This window comes from Pseudomonas sp. TWR2-1-1 (assembly GCF_049897045.1).
Taxonomy (GTDB): domain Bacteria; phylum Pseudomonadota; class Gammaproteobacteria; order Pseudomonadales; family Pseudomonadaceae; genus Aquipseudomonas; species Aquipseudomonas versuta.
The window spans coordinates 424,110-449,830 of record NZ_JAFCVM010000001.1 but is presented as its reverse complement, the minus strand read 5'-3'; the positions used below and the strand labels follow the sequence as shown (position 1 = coordinate 449,830).

The 25,721-nt window shown below is 59.3% G+C and carries 19 protein-coding genes; 7 read left to right on the top strand and 12 right to left on the bottom strand.

The features are described from left to right. The first annotated feature begins 44 nt into the window (after positions 1–44). Positions 45–2,471, top strand: a complete 2,427-nt coding sequence (locus ACP7BO_RS02155) for a TonB-dependent siderophore receptor (RefSeq protein ID WP_426208389.1) — start codon at positions 45–47, stop codon at positions 2,469–2,471. A gap of 950 nt (positions 2,472–3,421) precedes the next feature. Continuing rightward, positions 3,422–5,359, top strand: a complete 1,938-nt coding sequence (locus ACP7BO_RS02150; RefSeq protein ID WP_426208387.1) for an autotransporter domain-containing protein — start codon at positions 3,422–3,424, stop codon at positions 5,357–5,359. Between the two features lie 56 nt (positions 5,360–5,415). Here ACP7BO_RS02150 and uxuA read toward each other — a convergent pair whose 3' ends face one another. The 6 genes from uxuA to ACP7BO_RS02120 all read right to left on the bottom strand — a co-directional run bounded on the left by uxuA (position 5,416) and on the right by ACP7BO_RS02120 (position 12,801). Then, entirely contained in the window at positions 5,416–6,591 is a 1,176-nt protein-coding gene (gene uxuA, locus ACP7BO_RS02145) for a mannonate dehydratase (protein WP_426208385.1), read from the bottom strand. A 17-nt stretch (positions 6,592–6,608) separates the two neighbouring features. Beyond that, a complete protein-coding gene (locus ACP7BO_RS02140) occupies positions 6,609–8,066 on the bottom strand; it encodes a mannitol dehydrogenase family protein (protein WP_397455812.1) in 1,458 nt (485 codons plus the stop codon). A gap of 11 nt (positions 8,067–8,077) precedes the next feature. Beyond that, the gene (locus ACP7BO_RS02135; protein WP_397455811.1) at positions 8,078–9,367 is read right to left on the bottom strand and encodes an MFS transporter; all 1,290 of its coding nucleotides are present in this window, start codon (positions 9,365–9,367) and stop codon (positions 8,078–8,080) included. Between the two features lie 116 nt (positions 9,368–9,483). Next, the gene (locus ACP7BO_RS02130) at positions 9,484–10,515 is read right to left on the bottom strand and encodes a Zn-dependent oxidoreductase (protein ID WP_426208381.1); all 1,032 of its coding nucleotides are present in this window, start codon (positions 10,513–10,515) and stop codon (positions 9,484–9,486) included. Between the two features lie 77 nt (positions 10,516–10,592). Further along, the gene (gene manD, locus ACP7BO_RS02125) at positions 10,593–11,804 is read right to left on the bottom strand and encodes a D-mannonate dehydratase ManD (RefSeq protein ID WP_060690786.1); all 1,212 of its coding nucleotides are present in this window, start codon (positions 11,802–11,804) and stop codon (positions 10,593–10,595) included. Positions 11,805–11,808: 4 nt separating this feature from the next. Continuing rightward, a complete protein-coding gene (locus tag ACP7BO_RS02120; RefSeq protein ID WP_397455809.1) occupies positions 11,809–12,801 on the bottom strand; it encodes a sugar kinase in 993 nt (330 codons plus the stop codon). Positions 12,802–13,006: 205 nt separating this feature from the next. Here ACP7BO_RS02120 and kdgR point away from each other — a divergent pair, with 205 nt between their 5' ends. Both kdgR and ACP7BO_RS02110 read left to right on the top strand, forming a co-directional pair. Next, on the top strand, positions 13,007–13,789 hold the full coding sequence (gene kdgR, locus ACP7BO_RS02115) for a DNA-binding transcriptional regulator KdgR (protein ID WP_397455808.1): 783 nt from the start codon (positions 13,007–13,009) through the stop codon (positions 13,787–13,789). A gap of 635 nt (positions 13,790–14,424) precedes the next feature. After that, positions 14,425–15,210: an HAD family hydrolase gene (locus ACP7BO_RS02110; protein WP_426208378.1), complete on the top strand. Its 786-nt coding sequence runs from the start codon at positions 14,425–14,427 to the stop codon at positions 15,208–15,210. Between the two features lie 118 nt (positions 15,211–15,328). Here the strand turns inward: ACP7BO_RS02110 and ACP7BO_RS02105 are convergent, their stop codons facing one another. Both ACP7BO_RS02105 and ACP7BO_RS02100 read right to left on the bottom strand, forming a co-directional pair. Next, the gene (locus ACP7BO_RS02105; RefSeq protein ID WP_426208376.1) at positions 15,329–16,312 is read right to left on the bottom strand and encodes a hypothetical protein; all 984 of its coding nucleotides are present in this window, start codon (positions 16,310–16,312) and stop codon (positions 15,329–15,331) included. Between the two features lie 468 nt (positions 16,313–16,780). Continuing rightward, on the bottom strand, positions 16,781–17,476 hold the full coding sequence (locus tag ACP7BO_RS02100; RefSeq protein ID WP_397455806.1) for a CerR family C-terminal domain-containing protein: 696 nt from the start codon (positions 17,474–17,476) through the stop codon (positions 16,781–16,783). A 107-nt stretch (positions 17,477–17,583) separates the two neighbouring features. Between ACP7BO_RS02100 and ACP7BO_RS02095 the strand changes: the two genes are divergently transcribed. Genes ACP7BO_RS02095 through ACP7BO_RS02085 form a run of 3 tightly spaced genes read left to right on the top strand, consistent with a single transcriptional unit; the run spans position 17,584 to position 21,672 of the window. Beyond that, on the top strand, positions 17,584–18,693 hold the full coding sequence (locus ACP7BO_RS02095) for an HlyD family secretion protein (RefSeq protein ID WP_426208374.1): 1,110 nt from the start codon (positions 17,584–17,586) through the stop codon (positions 18,691–18,693). Continuing rightward, positions 18,686–20,275: an MDR family MFS transporter gene (locus ACP7BO_RS02090; protein ID WP_397455804.1), complete on the top strand. Its 1,590-nt coding sequence runs from the start codon at positions 18,686–18,688 to the stop codon at positions 20,273–20,275. Before ACP7BO_RS02095 ends, ACP7BO_RS02090 begins: the two co-directional genes overlap by 8 nt. Positions 20,276–20,277: 2 nt before the next feature. After that, complete coding sequence (locus ACP7BO_RS02085) at positions 20,278–21,672, top strand: efflux transporter outer membrane subunit (protein WP_426208371.1); 1,395 nt, start codon at positions 20,278–20,280, stop codon at positions 21,670–21,672. Positions 21,673–21,843: 171 nt separating this feature from the next. Here the strand turns inward: ACP7BO_RS02085 and cyoE are convergent, their stop codons facing one another. Genes cyoE through cyoB form a run of 4 tightly spaced genes read right to left on the bottom strand, consistent with a single transcriptional unit; the run spans position 21,844 to position 25,720 of the window. Then, a complete protein-coding gene (gene cyoE, locus ACP7BO_RS02080; protein WP_426208369.1) occupies positions 21,844–22,731 on the bottom strand; it encodes a heme o synthase in 888 nt (295 codons plus the stop codon). A gap of 11 nt (positions 22,732–22,742) precedes the next feature. After that, a complete protein-coding gene (gene cyoD, locus ACP7BO_RS02075) occupies positions 22,743–23,069 on the bottom strand; it encodes a cytochrome o ubiquinol oxidase subunit IV (protein ID WP_003443534.1) in 327 nt (108 codons plus the stop codon). Beyond that, entirely contained in the window at positions 23,069–23,692 is a 624-nt protein-coding gene (locus ACP7BO_RS02070) for a cytochrome o ubiquinol oxidase subunit III (RefSeq protein ID WP_060690778.1), read from the bottom strand. Before ACP7BO_RS02070 ends, cyoD begins: the two co-directional genes overlap by 1 nt. A 3-nt stretch (positions 23,693–23,695) precedes the next feature. Then, positions 23,696–25,720 carry a cytochrome o ubiquinol oxidase subunit I gene (gene cyoB, locus ACP7BO_RS02065; RefSeq protein WP_426208367.1) on the bottom strand — a complete coding sequence of 675 codons (2,025 nt, stop codon included), beginning with the start codon at positions 25,718–25,720 and terminating at the stop codon, positions 23,696–23,698. Position 25,721: the final 1 nt, after the last annotated feature.

Sequence of the window (25,721 nt, the reverse complement as noted above, 5' to 3'; positions counted from 1 at the left end):
GGCGCACCTATCTCCTGAGACTTTCACACGATCAGGAGAATGCTGTGCTCAACCCGTGGCCCCAAACCCTTTGCCTCGCCGTTGCCCTGGCAACCATGGCCAGTCCTGCCCTGGCGCAAGACCTGAGCTTCAATCTGCCGGCCGGCAACCTGGCCAGTACCCTTAACACCATCGCCAGTCAGAGCGGCCAGATCGTGTCGCTGGAACCGGCGCTGGTGCAGGGCAAGCAGGCACCGGCGGTGATCGGCCACATGTCACCCGAACAGGCCATGGAGGCCGCACTGCGGGGCAGCGGTTTGCAATTGCGTATCACCGGGCAGGGCAACTTCAGTGTCGAACCGGCACCGCAAACCGGCGAAGCATTGCAACTGGGGGTCACCAGCATCACCGAGCGCAGCACCGACGCCACGACCGAAGGCTCGGGCTCCTACACCGCACAGGCGGTGACCATCGGCAAGGGTTCACACACCCTCAAACAGACCCCGCAATCGGTTACCGTCATCACCCGCAAAATGCTCGATGACCAGAACCTGAATACCATTGAACAGGTCATGGAAAAGACCCCGGGCATTACCGTTTATGACTCCCCCATGGGCGGCAAGTACTTCTACTCTCGGGGCTTTCGCATGACCGGCCAGTACCAGTACGACGGCGTGCCGCTGGACATCGGCAGCAGCTACGTCCAGGCCGACAGCTTCAACAGCGACATGGCGATCTACGACCGGGTCGAGGTACTGCGCGGTGCCGCAGGCATGATGAAAGGCGCGGGCGGCACGGCCGGGGCGGTGAACTTCATCCGCAAACGCGGCGAATCCACCCCTCACACCCAGCTGTCACTGTCTGCAGGCACCTGGGACAACTATCGGGGCCAGGTTGATACCGGCGGCCCTTTGAATGATTCCGGCACCCTGCGCGGCCGGGCGGTGCTGACCCAACAGACCCGGCAGTATTTCTATGACATCGGCGCACGCAAAGACCAGATCTACTATGGCGCCCTGGATTTTGACCTGAGCCCCGATACCACCCTCGGTGTGGGCCTGGCCTATGAAGATGTGGATGCCACCCCCTGCTGGGGCGGGCTGCCGCGCTACGCCGATGGCAGCGACCTGAAACTCAAACGTTCAACCTGCCTGAACACCGCCTGGAACAACCAGCGCAGCAAGCGCACCACCTGGTTCGGCGACCTCAAGCAGCAACTCAATGACGACTGGGCACTGAAGGTCGCGGGGGTCTATTCAAAAAACACCCAGGACATGGAATACGCTTTCCCCAGCGGTTCGGTACCGGTGGGTGCTACCAGCACCAGAACCCTGATGCTGGGCAGCATCTATGACTATGACCAGACTGACTATGGCTTCGACGCTTACCTGAACGGCAAATTCGAGGCGCTTGGCCAGGAGCAGGAATTGACCATCGGCGCCAACGCCAGCCGTTCGCACAAGGATGACTTTTACGCCGTGGCCGTCCTGCCCCAGCGCCAGAATGTACTCAACCCCGATCATCACCTGCCCAAACCTGATGACAGCTACTACCTGAGTCATGCCTCACGGGGCGGCCCGATGGACATGAGGATCAAACAATACGGTGTCTACTCCACGGCCCGCCTGAAGCTGGCCGAGCCGCTGACCTTCGTGCTGGGTAGCCGCGTGAGCTGGTACAAGTCCGACAGCGAGAGCGAGTCCTGGTACCAGGGCGAAGGCACGCCAGTCAGTTCCAGGGCCACCGAAACCGGCCAGGTCACCCCGTTCGCGGCCGTACTGTTCGACCTCAACGACAACCTGACCACCTATGCCAGCTACACGGACATCTTCACCCCGCAGGGCGGCTACAAAACCCTCAACGGCGAAACCCTCAAGCCATTGATCGGCACCAGCTATGAAGTGGGGATCAAGGGCGAATGGTTCGACGGACGCCTGAACAGCTCCTTCAACCTGTTCCGTACCATTCAGAAAGACGCGGCCCAGGACAATCCTCTGTGCCCGGACAGTACTTGCTCACAGAACTCCGGCAAGGTGCAGGCTCAAGGTTTCGAAGCTGAAATCAGTGGCGAAGTCATTGAGCGCCTGCAAGTGCTGGCCGGCTACACCTACACCCAGACCAAGGTTCTGGAAGATGCCAATGACGACCAGGATGGTCTGGCCTACAACACCTATGTGCCGCGCCACCTGCTGCGCGTGTGGGCCGACTATGCCCTGGACGGCTCACTGGACCGCGTCACAGTCGGCGCCGGAGTCAATGCCCAGAGCAGCAACTACCGGGTCTCACCCATCAGCGGCATCGACATCAGCCAGGCCGGTTATGCGATCTGGAACAGCCGGATCGGCTACCGCATCGATGACACCTGGTCGGTAGCACTTAACGGCAACAATCTGTTCGACAAGCGCTACTACGCCACCGTCGGCACCGAAGGCTTCGGCAACTTCTACGGCGACCCGCGCAACTTCGTGATGTCGCTCAAGGCCGATTTCTGAGTGCAGATGCCAGACCTCGCAGCCTGAATTGCTGGCAAGCCAGCTCCTACAGAAAAACACCGCAATCTCCCGCCTCCCCCCTGTGGGAGCGGGCTTGCCCGCGATGGCAGCGCCGCTGTCTTCAAGGCAGAGCTCGCTGGCAAGCCAGCTCCTACAGAAAAACACCGCAATCACCCCTCCCCCTGTGGGAGCGGGCTTGCCCGCGATGGCAGTGCCGCTGTCTTCAAGGCAGAGCTCGCTGGCAAGCCAGCTCCTACAGAAAAACACCGCAATCTCCCGCCTCCCCCTGTGGGAGCGGGCTTGCCCGCGATGGCAGCGCCGCTGGCTTCAAGGCAGCGCTCGCTGGCAAGCCAGCGCCTACAGAAAAACACCGCAATCTCCCGCCTCCCCCTGTGGGAGCGGGCTTGCCCGCGATGGCGTCGCTGCTGTCTTCAAGGCAAAGCTCGCTGGCAAGCCAGCTCCTACAGAAAAGCATCGCAATCTGCCCCTCCCCCCTGTGGGAGCGGGCTTGCCCGCGATGGCGTCGCTGCTGGCTTCAAGCCAGAGCTCGCTGGCAAGCCAGCGCCTACAGAAAAGCATCGCAATCTGCCCCTCCCCCTGTGGGAGCGGGCTTGCCCGCGATGGCAGCGCCGCTGGCTTCAAGGCAGAGCTCGCTGGCAAGCCAGCTCCTACAGAAAAACATCGCAATCTGCCCCTCCCCCTGTGGGAGCGGGCTTGCCCGCGATGGCGTCGCTGCTGGCTTCAAGGCAGCGCTCGCTGGCAAGCCAGCGCCTACAGAAAAACATCGCAATCTGCCCCTCCCCCTGTGGGAGCGGGCTTGCCCGCCACATTGGCGACGAACCCTTAACGCTGTGCGTCAATTGTTCAAGACGTCGATAAAGGGGCGCACATCCTGCAAATGGTCTAGACGTAATGCCTCAATCCAAAAAGAAAAACTCAAGGAAGACGTTGTGATCAAACCTCTCGCACTCGCTGTCAGCGTTGCCGGCGCCCTGCTGTCAACCTCAGGCCAGGCCTATGACTACGGCGAATACGCTGGTGACACCCTCGACAAGCTGATTCATGACTACCCGGGCCGCTATCGGGGCACGGCCAATTTCGCCGGGGCGGCCGACTGGATGCAAAGCCGGATGGGCGACGCCTACAGCATCTCCCGCCAGGATTTTTCCTGGGGCGCCGGTAACAGCCGCAGCTCGCAAAACGTCGTGGCTTATGCCCCAGGCAGACTGGCGCAATACGTGGTGGTCGGCGCCCACTTTGATACCTACTTCGGTCGCCCTGCCCTGCAAGGGGTCGACGACAACGGTTCGGGCGCCAGCGTGCTCACCGAAATCGCCCGCAATCTCAACGGCCTGCCGCTGGAGTACGGGCTGCAGGTGATCGGCTTTGGCGCCGAAGAAGAAGGCCTGCAAGGATCCAAGGCCTTTGTGAACAGCCTGAGTACCAGCCAGAAGGACAACATGCTGGCCATGATCAACCTCGACAGCCTGATCACCGGCGACATGATGTATGCCCACTCCGGCAAAAACAGTGCGACCAACCCGGGGCTGGCGGCACTGCGCGAACATGCGTTCAAGTTGGCCAAAGAGCTCAATATCGACCTGCATACCAACCCCGGTCTGGACGCAGCCTACCCTGCCGGCACCGGTTGCTGCAGTGATGGCGAATCCTTTGAAAAACTGAATATTCCGGTGCTCTACATCGAAGCCACCAACTGGGAACTGGGGGACATGGACGGCTACACCCAGACCGACAACCCGGCAATCCCCGGCGGAGCGACCTGGCATGATCCCAAAAAAGACAATGAAACCGTGCTCACCGATGCCTTTGGCCAGGAGCGTATCGAGCAGCGCCTGCGCGACTATTCGCGCCTGCTCAGCCGTCTGGTGCTGGAGCTGACCAATGCCGACCTCATGGCGTCAACGGCGTCTGGCGGGGCCGTCGCCCGGGCGATGCAGGACAGTCTGCAACGTCAGCACCAGGCTCAGGTAAACCTGCTGGACCGGCGCTGGCTGACCTTGCAGTCGGCCACTCGTGAGGCGGGCACCTTTGATGGCGAAATAGGCATTGATGGCGAGTACACCGCAGACAGTGGCCCCTTCCACGAAGGCCGGCGACTGGGCCTGCATGCTCTGGGAGATTATCAATTGACCCCGAGCCTGACCCTGGGCGCCAGCCTCAGTTACCTCAATGGCCGCGACAAGCTGGAACATGGCGGCAAGCTCGACAATGACAGCTGGCAGGCGGCGATCTATGCCTTGCTCAACGACGGCGGCCCGGCATGGCTGGCAGGCGACCTGAGCGCCGGGCACAGCAGCTTCGACAGCAAGCGCAATCTGCTGATCCAGGCCAACGGCGGCCCGGTGCTGCTGAGTCAGAAGCTGACCGGTGAAACCGATGCCCTCAGCCTCGGTGCGCGGGTTATCGGCGGCTATGACTTCGACGTCGGCCCGATCAAAAGCGGTCCTTTCGCCGGGCTTGATTACAGCCATTACCGGATCGACAAGTTCCACGAAAAACAGGAGCTGCGTACTGCCCTCACCTATGAGGAGCAAAGTTTCGACTCCCTGCAGGCCAGCCTCGGCTGGCGTGTACGGGGCAGTTTCGACCTGCCGGCCGGCATGAGCCTGCAGCCGTACGGCGACATTGCCTGGGTCTGGGAAATGGGTGACGGACGTCTGGACGACATCCTGTTGACCAGCCTGGCGGACGGAAAAGCCCGAGGGGCAAAACTGGGCAGCGTCGACAAGAGCTATGGTCGGGCCCAGGTCGGCAGCCAGTTGGCGATCACCCCGCAACTGGGGCTTTACGCCGAAATCAATGGCCGCCTTGGCAATGATGAGGGCAGCCAGACCGGCTACTCCCTCGGCGCTCAATGGCTGTTCTGATTCACCATTGCACTGCCTGCAGGAGCGCGTTGCGCGCCTGCAGGCCAATGCCCTGATCAGCCCAGCTGTTGGCGCATGGCCATTTCCACGCCGCGTATTTCTGCCAGCCCCTTGAGGCGACCGATCAACGAATAGCCCGGGTTGCTCTTGCGGTGCTGGTCATCCAGTAACTGGTGCCCGTGGTCCGGGCGCAACGGCAGCCGTGGACCGCCTTCGCGTTCACGTCGCAGATCCTCTTCAACCAGCGCACCAATCACCCCGACCATATCGACGTCGCCGCCCAGGTGGTGAGCCTCATGGAAACTGCGCGGGTCAGCCTCACGGCGGGTTGAGCGCAGGTGAGTGAAGTAAATGAACGGCGCAAACTGCTTGGCCATCGCCACCAGATCGTTGTCTTCACGCACACCATAAGAGCCGGTGCAGAAGGTCAGGCCGTTCGCCGGGCTTGGCGCGGCATCCAGCAACCATTGCGCGTCTGCCGCCGTGGAAAGAATGCGCGGCAAGCCCAGCAACGCCCGCGGTGGATCATCCGGGTGGATCGCCATGCGCACACCCGCTTCTTCAGCGACCGGAATCACTTGCCGCAAGAAGTGCCCCAGATGCTCACGCAACTTCGTCTCGTCGATATCGGCATAGGTGCGCAGCAAGGCACGGAAATCTTCCAGGCTGTAATGCTCTTCGGCACCCGGCAGACCGGCAATCAGGGTGTTGACCAAGGCCTCGCTGCGGGCCGGGGTCAACGCTTCGAAGTAGGCTTTGGCCTGCTGGATATCCTCTGCGCTGTACTCGGCCTCAGCTCCCGGACGCTGGAGGATGAACAGATCGAAAGCGGCAAATGCGGTCTGATCAAAACGCAGTGCCCAGCCGCCATCTTCCAGCTCCCAGGCCAGATCGGTACGGGTCCAGTCCAGCACCGGCATGAAGTTGTAGCAGACGATATCGATGCCGCAGATCGCCAGGTTGCGCACGCTCTGCTGATAGTTGGCGATGTACTCGTCACGTCGGCCACAGCCGCGCTTGATGTCTTCATGCACCGGGATGCTTTCTACCACCGACCAGGTCAGACCGGCGGCTTCGATCATCTGCTTGCGGGACGCGATCGCCTCCACCGGCCACACCTGGCCATTGGGAATATCGTGCAACGCGGTGACAATACCGGTGGCCCCGGTCTGTCGCACATCAGCCAGTGAAATCGGGTCTTTGGGGCCGAACCAACGCCAAGTCTGTTCCATGTCCATCTCCCTTCTTGTTAGTTATGTGCTGCAAAAGTTTTTAAATGCTTGCCCATGCCGGTTCGCTCCAACGCGCTATAGGCACGCTGCACCGCATCACGAAAGGCCGGGCGAGCCGACAGCGCGGCCGGGAACACCTGCTCCAGGTCGAGAAAAGCGTCTACCCGCAAGGTGCCGTCAAAGCGTCCGGCAATATCGGCAAAGGTGGCGCTCAACGGATCGTCGATTACCTGCGCCTCGCGGCCCGGCAACGGTTCGGTGCAATAGCGGATCCAGGCCGCAACACCCAGTGCGATGCAATCAATGCTGCGCCCCGCATCCAGTAGTTGCCGGGCGCCCTGCAACCAGCGCTGCGGCAGTTTCTGCGAGCCGTCCATGGCGATCTGCCGCAGCCGGTGTTGCAGGCTGTCATTGGCAAAGCGCGCGCACAGGTCGCGGGCATAACCGGCGACATCGATGCCCGGCGGCATGTCCAGGGTCGGCGTCGCCTCTTCGGCCATATAGCGGCGGATAAACAGCGCCAGATCTGCATCACTGATGGCCTCGAATACCGACTCATGACCGGCCAGCAAACCGATGTAGGCCAACAGCGAGTGACTGCCGTTAAGCAGGCGCAACTTCATGGTTTCGAACGGCCGTACATCAGCCACCATCTGCACGCCCTCTTCTTCCCAGTCCGGGCGTCCGAGGGGAAAGTGGTCCTCAATCACCCACTGGCTGAAGCTTTCACACACCACCGCCGCACGGTCATGGCAGTCGAGTTGTTGCTCAAGGCGGCTGAACGCCCGGGCATCCATCGCGGGAACAATGCGGTCGACCATGCAACCGGGAAACGCCACCTGCTCTGCGATCCACTGCGCCAGGCCGCTGTCCTGAGGCGCTGCCAGGCCAGTCACGGCCTGGCGGGTGCGCTGGCCGTTGTCCGGCATGTTGTCGCAGCACAGCACGGTGAACGGCGGCACCCCGGCGACATAACGGCGGCGCAGGGCTTCCAGCACAATCCCCGGCGCGGTCCGTGGCGTTCGGGGATGGGCAAGGTCGTGGACAATCGCCGGGTCCTGGACTTGCAATTGACCGGTGGCGGGGCTCAGGCAATAGCCTTTTTCAGTCACCGTCAGGGTCACTATCCGGGTGCCCGGAGCGGCCATGTGCTGCAACAGCAACTCCAGTTCAGCCCCGCCATCGCCCACGTACAGCGCTTCACGCACTACCGTGATGTCGCGTAACGTCACCTGTTCACGGTCACGGTACTCGGCCACGCAATAGCGCCCTTGCTGCTCACGCAACAGTTCGACCAGCGCGCGATTGGAACGCAGGTTGGCACTGCACAACCCCCACTGGCTTTGGCCGTGGCGATTGAGATGACGCTGCAGATAGACCGCCTGATGAGCGCGGTGAAACGCTCCCAGGCCCAAATGCACAATCCCGACCCCGGCCTCGGCAGCCACCGAGGGAACGCGTTGAACGACAGGCATCGTTTCTCTCCTTAGTGGGGCTGAGTCAGGGCCGGGCGAGGCACCACGCTGTCCGTTGGTACTCCATCAGACACGGCCAGAGGTTTTACATAGCGCGCCACACAGACGGCGCCGATGATGGTCAGCAGCCCCGCCAGCAGGAAGGCACTGGTGAACGAGCCGGTGAACTGCACCAGAAAGCCGGTGAGGGTCGGCCCGATAATGCCCGAGGTATTGGCCAGAAAATGCATGAAACCGCTGACACCGCCGACGCGTGCGGCAGGCACCGTGTCCTGGATGATTGCCCAGTAAATCGCACCGGTGAGGTACAGGAAGAATACCGCCAGTGCTACCAGAATGACCGCCGGATACAGGGTTTTGACGATCCCTGCGAAGCCGATGCAAATGGCGCAGGCCAGCAGGCACGTCACCAGCACCACTTTGCGCGAAAACATCATTCGCCCGGTTTTCTTGAACACGTAGTCGGAAATGAAACCGCCCAGCGCCAGGCCCAGGAAGCCGAGTAACCAGGGAATGACCGTGGCGATGCTCATCTCCTTGACGTTTAGGCCGTGGGCCATGGTCAGGTAGCTGGGGAACCAGGTCAGAAAGAAGAACAGCGTGTAGTTATAGGAAAAGAACGCCAGCGAGGTGAACAGCACCGTCGGTTGCTTGAGGTAATAGCGCAACGGATGCACCGGCAACGACGCGACCTCGCTCAGGCCTTCACCCTCTGCAATCTCTTCGGCGACCTTGCCGTCCGGCTTGTCCTTGACGAACTTGTACCAGACCGCCGCCCACACCAGCCCCATCAACATGATGATGATGAACGACACTTTCCAGCCGTAGCTGATGGCGATAAAGCCCACCACCGGCCCGGAAATGGCACCGCCCAAAGGCGTGCCGGACATCGATGTGCCCAGTGCCCGCGCCCTTTGTTTGGGCGTGTACCAGTTGTTGACCATCTTGCTCGTGGTGACGCTCAGCGGTCCTTCACCCATGCCGAACAGGATGCGGATAAACACCAGGGAGGCGAAGCCGATGGTCAGGATGGTCAAACCGCTGAACAGCGACCACAGCACCATGGCGATCAGTAGCGTGGTTTTTGCACCATAGCGGTCAGCCGCCCAGCCGCCGATAAAGTTGAACGCCGCGTAGCCGACGAAAAAACTGCTGAAAATCATGCCCATTTCACCCGTGGTCAGACCGTAGTCTTTCTGGATGAACGGGGCCGCCACGGATAATGCAGAGCGATCCAGGTAGTTAATGACGCCTGCCAGGAACAGCATGATGATGATTAATGTACGGCCTTGACCAAACATTGGAACCTCCCGCTTGTTGTTTTATTCGGTGAGGGTGCCCGTGATCGGGCACGTGTATCTAAAACTGCTGTGGGAGCGGGTTTGCCCGCCCCTACCCTTTGATGAGTAGCCGCCAGTCAGTGATGGTCACTGTTGACTTGCACCAATACTTTTCGGGTCTGCTCGGGGTGGTTCTCGATCATCGCGATGGCCGCCGGCATCTCATCGAACTGGATGCGATGGCTGATCATTTCCTGAACCTGCAACTTGCCACTGGCGATCAGTTCAATCACCCGCGCGAACTTGCGGTTGTTGAGGCGCGAGCCCACCAGCGTCAATTCTTTCTTGATCATTTCCAGCTGCACCAGATCGGTGGGCGTGGTGCTGAAACCGAGCAGGCCGATACGGCCCGCAGGCGAGGCCAGACGCACCATTTGCGGCATCAGCGCCGGAATGCAGGCAGCATCGACAATCAGCGGCACACCTTCGCCCCCGGTCACTTCTCGCATCGTCGCCTCAACATCGACGTCCTTGCCATTGAGGGTACGGGTGGCACCCAGAGAGCGTGCGTTGGCCAGCCGCTCGTCAATCACATCGGTCACGGTGATGTCGGTCAGCCCCAAGGCCCGGGCCATTTGCACCAGGGTCAGGCCGATGACTCCGGCGCCGTAGATCAACAGGCTGTCGCCGGGGTGCGGCTGCATGCGATCGAGCACGTTGAGGGCGATGGAGTAAGGCTCCACCAGCGCGGCATGGCTGAGCGACATGCTGTCCGGCAGGCGATGGACATTGCTCTGCGGCACACACACCTGCTCGCTGAAGCCGCCGTCGCGGTGCACTCCGATCACTTGCAAGCGGGTACACACGTTGGGCCGATTGATACGGCAGGGGTAGCAGGTGCCGCAACTGATAACCGGGTCGATACACACACGGTCGCCAACCTTGATGTGCTCCACGTCTGCGCCAACTTCACTGACCACGCCGGAAAACTCATGGCCGGTTACCCGGGGGAATTTCACGAAGGCGTTCTGTCCGTGAATGATGTGCAAGTCCGAGCCGCAGATGCCGGCGTAGGCCACATCGACCTTGACCTCGCTGCGTCCCGGCTGCGTGATCGCGACCTGGGCCAGGCCGAATTCAAAAGGTGCTGTTACTTGAAACGCTTTCATCGGATAACTCCTGCCCGGACGCAGCGTCCAGATTTTTATAGTTATTAAACAGTCGTGCAAAAAGCTTTCGATGCCGCTTACCAGTGCCAGAGCGTGCCGTCTTCAAGGCGATTGACCGGCAGGCTTGCCCGTTTGTAGGGGTACTCGGCGGCCAGTTCTTCATCAATGTCCACGCCATGCCCCGGGGTTTCACCAGGGGTGAAATAACCGTCTGCAAAATGGTAGGCGTGAGGGAAAACTGCGTCGGTCAGCGGGTCGTGGGGCATGTGTTCCTGAATCCCGAAGTTGGGCACCCAGGTGTCGAAATGCAGCGCTGCGCCCATGGTCACCGGCGACAGATCGGTGGCGCCATGGAAGCCGGTGCGCACTTGATAGAGCGCGGCAAAATCGGCAATGCGCCGCACATGGCTGATACCGCCGGCGTGGACCAGAGTGGCGCGGATGTAGTCGATCAGTTGTTCCTGAATCAGCTCGCGGCAGTCGTGAATCGAATTGAACACCTCACCCACCGCCAGCGGCGTGGTGGTGTGCTGACGGATCAGGCGAAAGGCTTGCTGGTTCTCGGCCGGGGTACAGTCTTCAAGCCAGAACAGATTGAACGGCTCCACCGCCTTGCCCAGTCGCGCGGCTTCAATAGGCGTGAGGCGATGATGGACGTCGTGCAGGATGTGCAGGTCGTCACCAAAACGCTCACGCACGGCGGCGAACAGCTTGGGCACATGATTGAGGTACTTGGCGGTGTCCCACACATGCTCGGCAGGCAGATCGCTGTCGGCCGGTTCATAACGCTCGCCGCTGCGTTTAGCGACGCCATAGGTGGTGGCGATGCCCGGAATCCCGCATTGCACCCGTACCGCCTTGTAGCCCAGTTCCACATGGCGGGCGACTTCTTCCAGGCAACCGTCGATGTCCTTGCCAGTGGCGTGGCCGTAGACCATCACCCGTTCGCGGCTCTTGCCACCGAGTATCTGGTAGAGCGGCATGTTGGCGGCCTTGGCCAGGATGTCCCACAGCGCCACGTCTACGGCGGCAATGGCGGTCATGGTCACCGGGCCACGGCGCCAGTAGGCACCGCGATACAGGTATTGCCAGATGTCCTCGATGCGCCGGGCATCACGGCCAATCAACGCGGGCAGCACGTGCTCCTGCAGGTAGGCGACCACCGCCATTTCCCGGCCATTCAAAGTGGCATCACCGATACCGTAGAGCCCTGAATCGGTGACGATCTTGAGGGTAATCAGGTTGCGACCGGGGCACGTGACAATCACCCGCGCTTCAATAATTTTCATTCGATCAAGCCTCGGCGATAGAAGAAAAAGACGGCATGTGCAGACTCGGCATGGCTGCCACGGGGATCAGCGCACCTTGATGCTGAACCACCCGGGCCGCCAGTTGGTGCCCCCAGCGCGCAGCCAGTTGCGGCGTGCCGCCCTGCAAGCGGCACGCGAGGTAAGCGGCGCTGAAGGAGTCACCTGCCGCGGTGGTATCGACAATCCGCGGCACCCGCTCGGCGGGCACCTCGAAACGCCCGGCCGCGCACTGGATGACACACGGCGCTGCACCACATTTGAGTGCCACTTCGCCCACCCCGAACCCGACATAGGCCTGGAACAGCGCCTCGTGATCGGCATAACCGAACAGGGCGACGTCGTCTTCCCAGGTAATCAGGGCCAGATCTGTGAGGCGCAGCATGTCGCTGTAAACCTGGCGCGCAGTCTGCGTGTCGGGCCACAAATGAGGACGGTAGTTATTGTCGAAAACGATGCGGGTGCCTGCCTGGCGCGCCTGGCGCAAGGCATCCATCAGGCGCTCGCGGCCGCCGGGCGTGAGAATTGCCAGGCTGATGCCGCTCAGATAGACATAGTCGTAACCGGCCAGCGCCTGCAGTAGCGCATCCGCTTCAGGACCGTCGAATACACGCCGGGCTGCGGCTTCGCCACGCCAGTACACAAAGCGTCTTTCGCCCTGTTCATCGGTCTGGATGAAGTACAGCCCCGGCAGAGCATCCTTGATCACACGCACATGCTGGTCGCCGACGCCTTCGTCCCGCCACAACTGGCGCATGGCGACGCTGAAAGAGTCTGCGCCGATGGCGGTTATGTAGTCCGTAACCATCGCGCTACCCGCGCTCAGACGAGAGAGGTAGACCGCCGCGTTTAGCGTGTCACCGCCGAACGTCTGGGTGTATAGCGCGTCCGGTTCAGCGCGCATCTCGATCATGCACTCGCCTACCAGCGCCACCCTTGGGGGACGGGCTGAGGGGGACTGTCCAAGCGTTACCGTCATCACTGCGCGCCTTGTTTTTATAGGGGTCGCTTTGCGTGAGTGCAGCATGTGCCGCACTGCACATTTGTTATTTTCGAAACGGCGTTTCATTTAACTCTTTGAGCCCGAGTTTAATCAGATTTCATGCACCGTCAAGAAAAATGAAACAGCGTTTTGATTCCCTCGGGTATATCCTTGGGTTTTTAACATTTGCGTTGGAGCCTCCATGGACAACAGCACCACCCAGAACAATGAACTGGTCTCGGCCGTCGGCCGGACCATGGCCGTGCTTGAAGCCCTGGCCGAGCATCCCGAGGAAAGTGGCGTTTCCGAAATCGCGCAAAAACTGGAGATGTCAAAAAGTACGGTTTACCGCTTTTTGCAGTCACTCAAGGCGCGTGGCTATGTGGTCCAGGATGCCGAGGACCGCTACCGGCTCAGCGTCCGGCTCTTTGAACTGGGGGCGCAGGCCCTGCCCCATCTGGATATCGTGCGCGAAGCCGAACCGGGTATGCGCCGCATCAATGAATTGACCGGCGAGACCGTACACCTGGGCATCCTCGACGAAGGCAGCATCGTCTACGTGCACAAAATCGACTCCAAATACAATCTGCGCATGTACTCGCGTATCGGTCGGCGTGCACCGCTGTACTGCACGGGCATCGGCAAAGTACTGATGGCCTGGCTGGAAGAAGATGAGTTGCTGGCGCATTTGCAGGAAGAAAGTTTCGAGCGTCGCACAGCCAATACGCTGACCAGCATCGAGGACTACCTCAAAGAACTGGCGCTGGTTCGAGAACAAGGCTATGGCGAAGACCATGAAGAATTCGAAGACAACATGCGTTGCCTGGCAGCCCCGATCAAAGACCGCTTCGGTCACGTCATCGGCGGCATGAGCGTGTCCTTTCCGTGCTTCCGCTTCCGCGAAGAACTGAAACAGGACTACGTCAAACAACTGATGGAGGCGTCACAACAAATCTCCAGCCAGCTGGGATGGCATCCGGAGTAACTGTTACCCGCCGCTCCCACCGGATGTGCTGATGTTCACTCTGGCAAAACTCTGTGGGAGCAGGCTGGCCTGTGATGACATAACGAGAGGGGTTGTGTTTAACGTGCCCTCGCTGCGCGCTAAACGCCTGCTAATTGATCAGGCGTTATTTCATTACCTCCCCGATCGACTGAACCCAAAACATGGCCCATCGATTTTTTGCAGTCGAAAGGGAGTGTTTAAACATGTCGACGCATCAGCAATGTAAAACTAATTTAAAAAAACCGCCGTAGGCACAAAGCCCCGCAAACAACTATCGATTTGTAGCTGTGCATTATTATGCCAATGCAAATTTTAATAGAGTGTGTGAAGCAGAACCGGGCATGCATCGCATCATTAATTGACCGGCGAGACTGCACACCCGAGCATCCAAGAAGAAGGCAACATCGCCTAAGCGCACAAGATCAACTCAAAAATCTGCACATTTGCTCGCATATCAGCGACGTAATTCCTATTTAATGACTACAGTTTTTTAGGAAAATTCTTACAGAACCCCCCAAGGGCGCTGTAGTAGGATTCGGACCGCGCAAAACAAACCAACGCTTGGATTTTCTGAAGCCGCACACACCAATGCTGAATACGCTTACGCGGATAACGTGCAAAACAGCATCGCAGCTCACTTTAACATCCCAGCTTCATATTTTAGGCGTGAAGAAAAATACCTTACCGTGCAGAGGTCAGCTGTGAATGTAATATTTGATTTCGACCATACACTGCTCCCTGAAGAAAGCATTGTAGAGATATTAAAGCTATCGTTTCAATCGCGCAGCAACCGAGACTTTCTACTTTCAAAACTTGCCTGCACAGCACCGAGAGCACTCGCAGGCGTGGCGACGTTCAAAGAATTATTTTTCCTTTATCGAATGACGACCCGAATCCGCCAGTCACATATTCAGCAATATATTCTGAGCAGAGCTCATGCGCCAGATCCGAAAATGGCCCAACTTATATATCAACTTAAAGAAGATGGAGTTCATATTTTCATCCTGTCAGGCAGTTATGAAGAATTAATAAAACCACTGGCTGCCCAGTGGGGCATCAAGCCAGAAAATGTAATCGCAAACCGATTTTACTGGTGGGGGAAACGCATCATCGGCGTACGGCGCTCCCCTTTCTTGTCAGCCTCGCGCAGCCGGCCCGTCGTCGTAAATACTTTGAACAGTCAATATAGACTCCTTGGGCCCACTGTTTTAGTGGGCGATGGCCAAGTGGACAGAGCAGTCTGGCATTGCGGCCTGGTGGAGTGCGTTGCGCAAGATGAATATTACGTTAATGCAAATTTGAATATCGGTAACAATAGGGCGCACGTCTCGCGTATTGAAAACATGTATATGCTAATCACGAAGTTGCTGGCTACCGCTCCTCAACCAACAACAACGTAGGCTCCAAAGAAACCGGTACTAAAGCCGCAGGCAGGGTCGCCCTCCTGGCAGACAAGTGCTTGAGGGCGCCTGCGCTTTAATAACCGGTACCGTTAAACAAAACGGGCTTCACGCAGATTTATATATTCATGAGCTTTGCCGCAATGGCATTCCAGCCCGCGGGCTCGTTGATCATGCTTTTGTAGTCATGCTCCGAACAGAACAGCCCTTGGAACGTATGTTTGGCCATGATTTCTTTAATGATCAGCGTCGCCGGGCCCAGCCCGGTGTTACCTGTCCGGGCGTCGAGAGCCTGACTGCGTACCTGGGAAGTTATTGCCGCGCCAAGCATCATTTTTCGTTGTTCAAGCTTTTCGATACTGTCCGTTCGAAAAGCGGTACTGACATTAAATTCCGCCATTGTTGTGCCATGGCCCTTTTGTTCAAGAAATGCCGCCCATTGCAACTCCATTGCCGCGATCTTGCACAGGGCTGCGTACTTGTTGCTGACCCCTTGCCTGGCCAGCTCAAGCTGCACGTTAATCATGATCATGGGGATCTTTCCTACCAGACCGATGCCGGTAAATGAGAGCAGAGTCGAGGTGGTCGACAAGGCGGTTTCTGTTCCCCGAAATGCCAGCTTTACGAGCTTTACTTCGATAGCCAGTTGCAACCACTTAATGGCATCGCCGACTTGTTCGTCGCCCACTGCAAAGGGTTGATAGGCCGCGAGCAATTCTGAAAGCCTGCGCAGATGTATCGCTGTCGAGGTGGTTGCAGAGGCATGCCGGGCTACTGAGAAGGGTGCGGGAACTGGCGAGATGGCAGGGGCCAGTGCGCCAAGTCCAAGACCGGTAGAAGCCACGCCCAAACCCTTAAGATTGCGATTGGCAAGCATTCTGGCTGTTTTAGGGGAACCCCCCATATCGCCGTTTTGGACAAAGTAAGGGTTCATCTTCAACCCGCTTTGGGCACAGACCTTCATATAACTTCTTGCCAGACCTATTGCCGATGTTGCCGGATGCAAGCCGGACAGACCGGCAAGAATGGCAAATAACATGTCCTCTTTAGATTGCTCTGTGTGCGCTGTTTCACGTACTTGTTCTGCTAGGGATCCGTACATTTTTTATCTCCACGACCGGGCATCAGACAGGATTTCACAGGTAGTTAATCCGCAAATGTCTTTGCTGTTTATTGATAAAAAACAAACAGCGGTACCTGCTGCCTGAAGCAAGTACCTCCTTGACGGGACGGGCCGGTAAGTTTGCAAACACTCTTCCGGAGTGATTTGCCACGTGTGCCATTTTTTAAATAAAACCAGCCTGCGGGCACACTATGGCAATGACTCCTAGCTGTCTTTAGGATATTTCCTAGTTAAATTCCTAATGCCGGACGGGTAGCAAAACTGCTCTTGCGAATATTGCTGTGTAGTGCCCGGAGCCAGCGTCACGCGCCCAGAGCGCGCTCAATCGCAAAGTTGCTCCATGACTGGCTGACGGGCATCAGTTCAAGGCTATTGATATTGATGGACTCGATAAAAAGCTCGCGAGGCAAGCTCGCTCCTACAGAGGGGCGAGCGTTTGTAACGGTTTTATCGCGCCAGGCCGCGCAACAGGGTTACGGTCTGCTCGAGGACAATGTTCATCAACATGGCATAGCGCTGCGGCGTCAGCACATCCCAGTCCAGGGCCTTGAGCGAGCTGTTACGGGTCAGGTGGAATGGCAGCAACTGCCCGGTCAGGGCCATGGAGCGCAGGATGCATTCCTCCTGGCTCGCATGGGGCCCCATCAACCGCGAGATGATGCCGCTGGTCACGCCAATAAGACGCTGGCCAATACGCTGACTGATCATCTCTTCGCCCGCACTCGGGCCTAACCCGGCCTGCTCGCGCGCGTAAAATTTGCGCCAGCTGTTGGTCCGGTTAGACACCAGCATGAACTCGGCAATTTTGCTCTGGATCGAGCAAAAGGTTTCAATCAGTTGCTCGGTGTCGGGCCGCGCACCCAACTGCGCCTGAGCCTGTTCGATGGTCGGCGCCAGGAAGGCCCAGATCTGTTCCACCATGTATTCGATACAGGCGTTGTAGAGCCCTTCCTTGCTTTTGAAATAGTAATTGAGCGCAGGGGCATTGACCCCCGCCAACTCGGCAATTTCACGAGTCGATGCCCCCTCGTAGCCCTGCTCGCCGAACAGCGTCAACGCCGCTTCGATAATCCGCGCACTGGTTTCATCGCCACAGCTGTAGCCGCCTTCGCTGGCTGGTCGGCGCCGGTGAATAGTGCTCATGGGGTTCTCCTTGATCGATGAAGACGCGAGTGTGCCTCAATTTATATCGGTTGACATAATTTTACCGATCGCAATAATTGTTACAACTGCTAACAATTGAGACAACCATGACCGCACATCAGCCGCTTGAACCACCCACTCAACTGCAGCAACCGCGCAAGCCGCTGAAAACAATGCTCCTGGCTGGACTCGGTCTGACCGCGCTGATCGGCGCCGCCCTGCTGGGGGCTCACTGGTGGAGCGTCGGGCGCTTTATCGAGAGCACCAACGATGCCTACCTGCAGGCAGACAGTCTGAGCGTGGCGGCCAAGATCTCGGGCACGGTAAGTGAGGTGTACGTCAGCGATAACCAGACTGTCAGCGTCGGCCAGCCTCTGGTGCGGCTCGATGCGAGGCCGTATCAGGCAGCCCGGGAGAAGGCCGAAGCAGCCATCCGTGCCGCCGAAGCCGACATCGCCCGGGGCGAGGCCGAGCTGGAACAGCACAGCGCCTCGATTGCCCAGGTGCAGGCGCAGCTCGAAGGTGAAACGGCCAACGAGCAATACGCCGCCGCCCAGGTACAACGCTATGCGCCACTGGCCCGCAGCGGCGCCGAAACCCACGAGCGCATGGCCGAGCTACGCAATGCCCTGCGCCAGGCCAGTGCCCAGAGAGCCGCGCAGGCGGCTGCTTTGAACGTAGCGCAGCGCCAGTTGCAGACCCGCCGCGCCACCATCGAACAGGCCCGCGCGCAGTTGGCCAGCGCCCAGGCCAGCACCCGCCAGAGCCAACTCGATGAGCAGGACACGCTGGTCTACAGCACGCTGGCCGGACGCGTCGGCAGCCGTTCGGTACGCGTAGGCCAATACCTGCAGCCCGGCACGCGGCTGATGAGTATCGTGCCGCTCAATGAGCTGTACCTCACCGCCAACTTCAAGGAAACCCAGATCGAGCGCATGCACCCCGGCCAGTCGGTGGCGGTGCATATCGATGCCTGGCCGGACACGACGTTCGGGGGTGTTGTCGAAAGCCTGTCACCCGGCACCGGTTCGCAATTCGCGCTGCTGCCTTCCAACAATGCCACCGGCAACTTCACCAAAATCGTGCAGCGGGTGCCGGTGCGGATTCGTCTGCAAGCCGCCCCTGATACCTCGATTGAGTTGATGCCCGGGTTGTCGGCCACGGTCGATGTCGACACCCGGGGCACCCCCGTCGCCGCAGCACAACCCCGTGGCTAACCCCGGCGCTGGTGTCGCAGCGTTCAACCCGCCCCTGACCAATGCCAGCACCAGCGACTGGATTGTGGTGATCGCAGGCGCCCTGGGTGCGTTGATGGCCACCCTCGACATTTCGATCACCAATGCTGCGCTGCCGCAGATTCAAGGACAGATCGGCGCCTCGGGCACTGAAGGCACGTGGATCTCGACCGGCTATCTGATGGCTGAAATCGTCATGATTCCGCTGACAGCCTGGCTGACCCGGGTGTTCGGTCTGCGCAATTTTCTGATCGGCAACGCGATCCTGTTCAGCCTGTTTTCAATCCTCTGCGGTCTGAGCGAAACCTTGCCGCAAATGGTCATCGGCCGGCTTGGCCAGGGCTTCGCCGGCGGCGCCATGATCCCCACTGCGCAAGTGCTGGTGGCGACCCGCTTGCCGCGCCATCAAATGCCCATCGGCATGACCATGTTTGGCCTGATCGTGCTACTCGGGCCGCTTCTGGGGCCGGTGCTGGGCGGCACCCTGACCGAGAACTTCAGCTGGCGCTGGTGTTTCTTTCTGAACATTCCGGTGTGCGCACTGCTGCTGGTCATGCTCAGCCAGGGGCTGAAAAAAAGCCCGGCTGACTGGCAGGCGCTGTTCAAGGCTGACTGGCTGGGGATTATCGGCCTCACGGTGGGCCTCAGTGCCCTGACCGTGGTGCTGGAAGAAGGCAATCGCGAGCGCTGGTTCGAGTCCACTCACATCATCGTCCTGAGCCTGCTGGCCGTCGCCGGCATTGCGCTGTTGCTGGTGGCGCAGAAGCTGACGAAAACTCCGATTGTGCGCCTCAAGCTGCTGCTCAACCCGCGCTTTGCCAGCGTCATCGCGATTGTCTTTGTGGTCGGCTGCGGCCTGTATTGCGTGGCTTTTTTGCTGCCGCAATTTCTCAGCAATATCGCCGGTTTCAACGCCCAGCAATCGGGTGCGGTGATGCTGATGTCGGGTCTGCCGGCCTTTGTGATGATGCCGATTCTGCCGCGCCTGATCGGCCGCGTGGATACCCGCATCATGGTGATGCTCGGCCTCGGTTGCCTGGCCAGCAGTTGCTTGCTGGCCATGGGGCTGACGGCCGACAGCGTGGGCGACAGCTTTACCCGCACCCAACTGTTGCTGGGGCTGGGCCAGGTGATGGCGATGATGCCGCTCAATCAGGCGTCCATGAGCTGCGTGCCGGCCCATGAAGCCGGCGAAGCAGCCGGTATCTACAACATGGCGCGCAACCTTGGCGGCTCGGTGGGGCTGGCCCTGCTGGGGACCTTTATCGAGCGGCGCAACAGTTTCCATGACGACACCTTGCGCGATGCCGTCACCGTGCAATCGGTCGAAGCCCAGACTCACCTGGCTGCAGCCACCCGGGGGTTTTTCGCCGCCCATGGCGACCTCGCCCATGCCCGGCTTCAGGCCTTGGGCCAACTGGCCAGTGAGATCCAGGTGCAGGCGCAAGTGATGACCTACAGCGAAACCTTTTATGTACTGGGCATCGCGTTGCTGCTGTGCCTGCCCATCGCCCTCTTTCTGAAAAAGCCGCCTGCCGGTACGCCTTTGAGCACAGGACACTGACCATGATTGCTTGCAAACCCTTGAGCCTGTTGTGGCCACTGTTGCTGGCCGGATGCACCCTGGGCCCGGATTACACCAGGGCGCCCGACAGCCAGGTGCAAGGCCAGGCATTTCAACGTCAGGTGCCCGGCACGCTGGCACGTACACCCGGGGTTGCCGACTGGTGGCGCGGGCTCAACGACCCGGTGCTCAACCAACTGATCGACAGTGCCTTGAACAACAGCCCGGACGTGCAGGCAGCCCAAGCCCGGCTGCGTCAGGCCCGCGCCGGGCTGTCGGAACAACGCAGTGATGCACTGCCCAAAAGCTCTGCCACCGCCGCAGCGCTGTATAGCGGATCGGGGGCTAAAAATACCGCGGTCAGCCATCTGTACCTGAGCGGCTTCGATGCCAGCTGGGAGCTGGACCTGTTCGGTGGTAACCGCCGGGCAATTGAGGCTGCCAGCGCCGAAGCCGATGCAGTGAATGCCGACCTGGCCGATGTGCAGGTGCAACTGGCCGCTGAAACGGGCCAGGCCTATATCGGCCTGCGCGATCAGCAACAACGGCTGCGCATTGCCCGCCAGTCCGAGCAGCTGGAACGCCAATTGCTGGACTTTACCGAGCAGCGACTGAACCGCGGTACCGCCTCGGAACTGGACCGCGAGCGCATCGCCACCCAGGTCGAAACCACCCATGCGGCCTCTATTGCTCTGGAGCTGGAAGTGATCGAGTCCCTTGATCAACTGGCCCTGCTCGGCGGCCTGCAACCCGGCGCACTGGACACTCGCCTGAGCACAGAACAGCCTCTGCCCGCCCTGCCGGCAACGGTCAATGTCGGTGATCCGGCGCAGTTGCTGCAGCAACGTCCGGACATCCGCGCCGCCGAACGACGCCTGGCCTCAAGCACGGCACAGATCGGTGAGCGCCGGGCCGCGGCCTTCCCCAAGGTCAGCCTGTTCGGATCTTTGAGCTTCAGCGCCAGCGAACCTGGACACTTGCTGCGCAAAGACAACCTGAGCGGGCTGGGGGTGCCGTATCTGCAATGGAACTGGCTGGATTTTGGGCGCGTGCGGGCGCAGGTCAAACAGGCCGAAGCCGGACGCGACGAAGCGCTGGCCAACTACCGCAGCAGCGTGCTCAGTGCCCTGCGTGACGCCGATGTAGCACTGGCCCGTTATGGCAATGAGCGCCAGCGCCGGACCACTCTGGGCCGCGTCGAAAGCAGTGCCGTGCATGCCTCGCAACTGACCGAGCAACGTTATCGCGCGGGCACCAGCAGCGTGCTCGACTGGCTCGACGCCGAGCGCACCCGTTACCACGCAGAGCAGGACCGGATTCACAGTGACGGGCAACTGATCAAGGACTATATAGCGCTGCAAAAGAGTCTTGGGTCAGGGTGGCGTTCCGCCGATTGACCCAGAGATATCCATGCGCTCCAGCCAGCATGATGAACCGCTGCAGGTTCAACTGTGCAGCGCCTTTGTCACCGCCATGCTGGAGGGACGTTTGCCCGCCGGAACACGTCTGGAGTCCAAAAAAAAGCCCCGCACTTCTTTCGAAGGCGGGGCTTTTTCTATCTGGCCAACTCAGTGCGCGTAAGTCAGTAGCAACTCGGACGGCACTTTGAAATCCAGGGACATCATGACGCTAAGCGCGGTGATGGTGAAGATCGAGAACACGAACAGCTTGCGTGCCCAGACCTTGTCGTCGACCGCCTTGTAACCGGTCCACGCCATGTACAGCCAGTACATGCCCATCGCGGCAGCCACGGCCATGTAGCTCATGCCGGCGTAACCGCCGAGGGTGAGCATCAGGGTCGCGATCAGGAACGCGAGGATGTAGAGCAGGATGTGCTTCTTGGCAACCTTGATCCCGCGCTTCACTGGCAACACCGGAATCGATGCGGCCAGGTAATCGTTGAAGCGGAAAATCGCGATGGCGTAGGAATGCGGCATCTGCCACAGGCTGAACATCACCAGCAGGGTCAGTGCGGCCATGTCGAAGTTATTGCTGACTGCGACGTAGCCGATAACCGGCGGCATTGCACCCGACAGACTGCCTATCAGCGTGCCGTGAACCGACTTGCGCTTGAAGTACAGGCTGTACAGACCGACGTAGATCACAAAGCCGATCGCCGCGAACAGTGCCGCCAGCGGGTTGGCTACGCGATACAGCAGTACCAGGCCGGCAACCCCCAGCAAGGTGGCGTAGATCAACGCCACTTTGAGGGAGATCAAGCCTTGTACCAGTACGCGGTTCTTGGTGCGGTCCATCTTGATGTCGATGTCACGGTCGATGCAGTTGTTGAACACGCAACCCGACGCGACCACCAGTGAGGTGCCGATTACCGCGGCCAGGAAGTGGGCAAGATCAAAGTGCCCCTTCGAGGCCAGGAAGAACCCGCCTGCCACAGAAAGCACGTTACCGAAAATGATCCCCGGTTTGGTGATTTGGATAAAGTGCTTAAAGGACATCGGGTCTTACCTCACTTCGCCATCATTTCGGTGTGGATGCTGAACATGATCCACAGGGACAAGCCCACCAGCAGCACGATAACCATCGCGGCAAATACCAGCGCCGTGACGTTGTTGCGTTGCGCGGCCGAGCGGTCCAGGTGCAGGAAGTACACCAGGTGAACGACTACTTGCACCACGGCGAACAACAGCACGATCGCCAGGGTGGTCATTTTCGGCAGGCTCGGGTACATCACCAGGCCGAAAGGAATGACAGTCAGGATTACAGACAGGATGAAGCCAATCGCATAGGACTTCACGCTGCCGTGGTTGGCGCCGTCGGAATGTGCGTTAGCCATTACAAAGTCCCCATCAGGTAAACAACGGTGAATACGCAGATCCACACCACGTCCAGGAAGTGCCAGAACAGGCTCAGGCAGCTCAGACGGGTCTTGTTGGTCGACGTCAGGCCATTTTTCTGCACCTGGTACATCATGATCGCCATCCAGATCAGACCGCTGGTCACGTGCAGACCGTGGGTACCGACCAGGGTGAAGAACCCGGACAGGAAGCCTGAACGGCTAGGGCCGTAGCCTTCGGAGATCAACATGTGGAACTCGTTGATTTCCATGCCGATGAAGCCGGCACCCAGCAGGAAGGTCGCACCCAGCCAGAACAGCACTTGCTGTTTCTTGCCCTTGAACAACGCCAGCATGGCGAAGCCGTAGGTGATCGAGCTGAACAGCAACAGGGCGGTTTCACCCAGTACGTAAGGCAGCTCGAAGATGTCGTGGCCCGACGGGCCACCCGCTACGTTGTTAACCAGAACTGCATATACCGCGAAGATCGACGCGAACAAAATGCAGTCGGTCATCAGGTAGAGCCAGAAACCGAATACGGTAGTCTCGCCCGCGTCGTGGTGTTCCTCGTGCTCATGGTCGTGACCATGAGCGTGTCCAGCAGTGGTCGCTAAGTTCGACATGGTTTAAGCCTGTTCCAACTTGGTTTCAACACGGGTAGCCGGGATTGCTTTGGCGGCTACCAGACGCTTGTGCTGCTCGGCCTCGATACGCTCAATGGTCTCAACCGGCACCATGTAGCCCTGGTCGTCACGGGCAGCGTGGGCAACGAAGACCACAACAGTGCCTACCAGACCAACGATTGCCAGCCACCAGATGTGCCAGATCATTGCGAAACCGAACACGGTCAGCAGAGCACCCATGTACACACCGGTAGCGGTGTTGTTAGGCATGTGGATCGGCGAGTACTTGGCCGGAGCCTGGTACGCAGTACCGTTTTCCTTGGCTTCGGTGAACGCGTCGATACCGTCTACTTTTGGCACTACAGCGAAGTTGTAGAAAGGAGGTGGCGACGAAGTCGACCATTCCAGGGTGTGGCCATTCCATGGATCGCCGTGCTCGCAGGCGTTCTCTGGCAGCTTGCGGTCACGAACGCTGACGTACAGCTGGATCAGCTGGCAAGCGATACCGATTGCAATCAAGGCTGCGCCGAACGCTGCAACGTACAGGTAAGGCACCCACTCAGGGTTGGTAGTGGCATTCAGACGACGGGTCATGCCCATGAAGCCCAGTGCATAGAGCGGCATGAACGCAACGAAGAAGCCAACACACCAGAACCAGAACGCTGCCTTGCCCCACTTCTCGTTCAGTTTGAAGCCGAACGCTTTAGGGAAGAAGAAGCTGAAACCAGCGATGTAACCGAATACTGCGCCGCCGATGATCACGTTATGGAAGTGAGCAATTACGAACAGGCTGTTGTGCAGTACGAAGTCAGCACCCGGGATGGCCAGCAGTACGCCGGTCATGCCGCCGATCGCGAAGGTCACCATGAAGCCCAGGGTCCACAGAACCTGGCTGGTGAAACGCAGACGACCTTGATAGATGGTGAACAGCCAGTTGAATAGCTTCACCCCCGTCGGGATCGAAATCAGCATCGTCGCCAGGCCGAAGAAGGCGTTGACGCTGGCCCCCGAACCCATGGTGAAGAAGTGGTGCAGCCAAACCATGAAGCCCAGGATCGAGATCGCGCCGCTGGCGTAGACCATCGAGTGGTGACCGAACAGACGCTTGCCGGTGAAGGTCGAGATGACTTCAGAGAAGATCCCGAATGCCGGCAGAATGAGGATGTATACCTCAGGGTGACCCCACGCCCAGAACAGGTTGACGTACATCATTGGATTGCCACCAAGTTCACTGGTGAAAATGTGGAAATCCATGTAACGGTCAAGTGTCAGCAGTGCCAGGGTAGCGGTCAGGATCGGGAACGAAGCCACGATCAGGACGTTTGCCCAGGTGCAGGTCCAGGTGAAGATCGGCATGTCCATCAGCTTCATGCCAGGGGCACGCATTTTCAGCACGGTCGCCAGGAAGTTAACCCCGGTTAACGTCGTACCTAGCCCCGATAGCTGTAGCGCCCAGATGTAGTAATCCATCCCCACGCCAGGGCTGTACTGCAAGCCCGACAGCGGTGGATAAGCTACCCAGCCGGTCTTGGCGAACTCGCCGACGCCCAGCGACAGGTTGACCAGCACAACGCCGGACACCAGCAGCCAGAAGCTCAGGGAGTTAAGGAACGGATAGGCCACGTCACGTGCGCCGATCTGCAGCGGCACTGCAAGGTTCATCAGGCCGGTGAAGAATGGCATCGCCATGAAGATGATCATGATCACACCGTGAGCGGTGAAGATCTGGTCATAGTGTTCAGGCGGCAGGTAGCCGGGCGAACCCTCGGTGGCCATGGCCAGCTGGGTACGCATCATGACGGCGTCGGCAAAGCCGCGCAGGAGCATGACCATGGCGACGATGATGTACATCACGCCGATTTTCTTGTGGTCGACTGACGTTAGCCATTCGGTCCACAGGTAGGTCCACTTCTTGAAATAAGTGATTGCTGCAAACAGTGCCAGACCACCGAGCGCGATCATGGCAATAGTGACCATGACAATCGGCTCGTGGAACGGGACCGCTTCCCAACTTAATTTACCAAACATC